Source organism: Streptomyces sp. PA03-5A, from assembly GCF_033792725.1.
Lineage (GTDB): Bacteria > Actinomycetota > Actinomycetes > Streptomycetales > Streptomycetaceae > Actinacidiphila.
On sequence record NZ_JARAVL010000082.1, the window covers coordinates 1 to 4,197 of the forward strand.

The window sequence follows — 4,197 nt, forward strand, 5'->3', positions numbered from 1 at the left end:
GCGCGACCAGGCGGACTTCTTGGTGGGAGCCGACGTCCGTGTGACCGGCACTTCGACCCCGGCGTTCGGACAGGGCGGCGTCTACGACCACATACCCGGGATCGCCGCGGCGGCCCCGGCCAGCCGCAGCACCGTGCCGCTGCCCAGGAACCGCGAGGCAACGGTGCTGGCACTGGACACCACCAGCGCCTCCGGGGTGACCGGCCTGCGCGACGACCTCGCCGACCGGCCCTTCCAGGACCTGCTGCGCTCCCTGCGCCCCGAGGAGGCCGCCTCGCGGGACGCCGGGTTCACGCTGCCCGACGCCTCGGCGCGACTCCGCCTGACCGTCCGCCTGCAGGCCCTGGGCACCCGGGGCCGCGCAACCGCGAGCGGGGTCGGCGACCGGCTCTCGGCGACCTTCACGGACCGCTACGGCGTGCCCTACACCATCCCCCTGGGCGAGGTCCCCGCCGACGGCCGACCCCACGTCCTGGAGGCGGACTTCGCCGCGGAGGCGGGCCGGGCCCCCGGCGCCGGCCCGGCCGGGCCACTGCGCCTGACCCGGATCAAGGCCGACTACACCCTGCCCCGGCGGACCGGGCACCACCGGCTGTCCGTCACCGCGCTGCGGGCCGTGACCAACGACGGCTCCGCGCACGCCTTCCCGGTGCCGGCCGGCGCTTCCTGGAAGGCCCACACCCTCATGGGCAACCGGGACTTCACCGAGGACCGCGAGCGCGGCTACGTCGCCGCGCGGACGGACGCCCCGCGTTCCGGCCAGGACACACCGCTCACCGTCGAGTACGACACCGGGCAGATGCCCCTCGAGGGCTATGTGCAGAGCGGCTTCGACGAGGCGGCCGTGATCGTGACCGCGGCACCGAAGGCCCCGGCCGCGCTGGCGGGTGTCGCCACCGACTCCTTCCTGCGGGCGGTCGACACGAAGGTGGGCGACCCGGTACGGATCCAGCTGGCCGGCGTGACCGTGCCGGTCCGCGTCACCGCGGCCGTACGCGCCCTGCCCACGGCCACGCCCGGGGACACCGCCACCGACGGCGGGGCGCTGCTGCTGGACCTGCGCTCGGTGAACACGTTGCTGAACGGAACCGGCCAGGGTTCCCTGGTTCCCGGCGAGTGGTGGCTGGCGGCCGAGCCCGGCGCGGCCGCCCGCGTCGCCTCGGCGCTGCGGGCCCGCGGCGACATCACCTCGCTCCTGGTCCGCGACGAGCAGCGAGCCGAGCTGCAGCGGGATCCGCTCGGCGCGGGGCCGCTGTCCGCGCTGCCCGCCGCCGTCGTGACCGCCGTGGTGCTGGCCGCGCTCGGCTACAGCGTGGCGGCGGCCGGAGCGCTGCGCGAACGCTCCCAGGAGTTCGCGATGCTGCGGGCGCTGGGCACCCCGCGCCGCTGGCTCGCCCGGGTGATCGCCGCCGAGCAGGGCCTGCTGGTCCTGGTCGCGGTGGGCGTGGGCGTCGTACTCGGCGGACTGCTGACCCGCCAGGTCGTCCCCCTGATCGTCCTGACGGCCCGCGCGGCCAGCCCGGTCCCCGAGGTCCGGGTGGAGCTGCCGTCCGGCCCGCTGGTCGTGCTGCTGATCGCCGTCACCGTGCTGCCCCTGCTCGGCGTCATGCTGACGGCGTGGCGGTCCGTCGACCCGGCCCAGGCGCTGCGGCGCCAAGGAGGTGAATGACGTGGCCGAGCCCCGTACCCAGCGGAGCGGTGACGTCTCCTGGATCCGCGCCCGGCTGAGCGCCGCCCCCGGCGGCACGCTCGCCATGGCCGCGCTGGTGTTCGTCACGGCGTTCCTGGCGGCCGCGCTGCCGCGGGCCGTCGACGGGTACGAGGACACCGCGCTGCGCGACACCGTGTCACACGCGTCGCTGCAGGGCCGCAGCGTCTCCATGTCGCTCCAGGTCTCACGGCTGTCCGTCCCCTTCGGCCCCGAGGCACTGCTCACCCCGCGGTCGCTGAAGGAGACGGAGAAGGAGTTCCGGCGTCTCGTCCTGCCCCCGCTGGCGCTGGAGCCGGACCAGACCGTGTACGGGGTGCGCTCCGCCGACACGGGCGCCACCGACCCTGCCCTGCCCCGGCCTTCGGGCCTCGATCCGGAGAGCGCCCTGGTGGCCCAACCGGACCTGGCGGCGAACACCCGGCTCCTCAAGGGACGCATGCCGCGCCCCGGCACCGACGCCCACAGCGTCGAAGCGGTGATCACCGACCGCACCGCGCAGGTCATGGGACTGCGTACCGGTTCGGCGTTCCACCTGCGGGATTCGGTCGGATCGGTCATGACCGTCCGGGTCACCGGGATCGTCACGCCCCGGACACCCGGCACCGCGTACTGGAACGCGGAGCCCGAGCTGCGGAAACCGAAGCTGGTGTCGGTGAAGGGCGAGGGCTCCGACCCGGCGCCCGTGTTCTACTGGCGTTTCACCGCGCTCATCGACGAGAACGCCACCAAGTCCCTGCTCGGTCTGCAGGACGGTGCGCTGGCCTACTGGCACCACCCTGCCGACGTCGACGAGCTCACCGCGCGCGACGTCCCCGCGCTGCGTGACCGGCTCGCCGCGCTGACGGCGGGACCGGACGGGGCACATCTGCAGGCCAAGCAGCGCGGCCTGCACGTCGAGGAGCAGGGGCTGGGTGAACTCCTCGGTCCCTTCGCCGCCGAGCGCACGGCTGCGCAGCCGCTGGTCCTGGTCGCTGCCGTGGGTGTGGGCACCGTCGCCGCGGTCGTGCTCCTCATGGCGACGGGCCTGTCGGCGGCCCGGCGCAGGGCCGAGTTCACCTTGCTGCGGGCCCGTGGCATCAGTATGGGCTCGCTCACCGGCCGGCTGCTGGCCGAGAGCGCGGTGGTGGCGGTGCCGTCCGCGGCGGCCGGGCTGGTTTTGGCGCTGCTCCTGCTGCCGGCGGAACGTGCCGCGCTCGCTGTGTGGGCGGCCGCCGCGGTGGCCGTCGTGGCCACGGTGAGCCTGCCGCTGCGGGCGGTGACCACGGCCCGCCGGCCGCGCCCCGAACAGCGTGAGGACCTTGTCGCGGCCCGGCCGTCCCGGCGCCGCACGGTGGCAGAACTGGCGGTGGTGGTCGTCGTCGCCGGCGCCGTGGTCGCGCTGCGGCAGCGCGGCACGGCGGACGGCGGTGCGGACGTGCTGACCGCCGCGGCGCCGGTGCTGCTGGCGGTGGTCGCCGCGCTGGTGCTGCTGCGGCTGTACCCCTGGCCGGTGCGGCTGCTGGCGCGGCCCTTCGCACGCCTCGACGGGGCCGTGCTCCACCTCGGCCTGGCGCGGGCGGGCCGTACCCCGTCGACGACGGCCCTGCCTCTGCTCGCCGTGCTCGTTGCCCTGACGGTCACCTCCTTCGGCGGGTCCGTCCTCGCGGGCGTGGAGTCGGGACGCGACCGGGCGGCCGTCACCGCGGTCGGCGCGGACGCCCGCGTGCAGACCTTCGGCGCCCTGCCGCAGGGACTCGACGCCCAGGTCCGGAACATCGCGGGAGTACGCGAGGTCACGGGCGTCCGGGTAGAACGCGGACAGAAAGTGATAAACGACCGCATCTTGTTCGACTTGCTGGTCGTCGATCCGGAGCCGTACGCCCGGCTCGTGGCGGCCACCGGGCTGGGCTCCTCCTTCCCCGCCGGCAAGCTGGACTCAGGCGCGAAGGAGCCCATTCCCGCGATCGCCTCCCCGGCGCTCGCGCGGACGTTCGGCAACGGCGTCGGCGACCCGGAGACCGTCAGGTCCTCCGTCGGACGGGTCATGGTGCACATCGTGGCCACGCAGGACGCCACACCGGCGGCCCCCAACCACGAGTTCGTCATCGTGTCACGGGCCGCCCTGGCCAAGGTGGCGCCCGGGACGAAGGAGCCGGCGCACGGGCCCTCCACGCTCTACGCGACGGGCACCGGCATCGACGCGAAGGCGCTGCGCGCCGTCGTGGCCAAGGCCGCACCCAAGGCGGCCGTCACGCTGCGGACCGAGCAACGCGCCTCCTACGGCACCACATCGGCCTTGCAGTCGGGCGCACGACACGTCTACCTCGCCGCCGTTGCGGCGGGCGCGGGCTTCAGCGTGCTGGCGTTGTTGTTGTCGTTGCTGCACAACGCGCCGCAGCGCAAGGCGCTGCTGGCGCGGCTGCGGACGATGGGGATGACGGGTCGTCAGCGGCAGTGGCTGGCGGTGCTGGAGATGCTGCCGCAGGTCCTGCTGGGCGCCCTGGGCG

The 4,197-nt window shown here is 75.0% G+C and carries 2 protein-coding genes; both read left to right on the top strand.

What is annotated here, in order from left to right:
• Nucleotides 1–1,669 (top strand): FtsX-like permease family protein (locus tag PV410_RS44540; protein ID WP_500332384.1); only part of this gene is annotated, 1,669 nt, incomplete at its 5' end.
• Nucleotide 1,670: 1 nt separating this feature from the next.
• On the top strand, nt 1,671–4,197 hold a 2,527-nt coding region (locus PV410_RS44545), incomplete at its 3' end, for a hypothetical protein (RefSeq protein ID WP_500332385.1).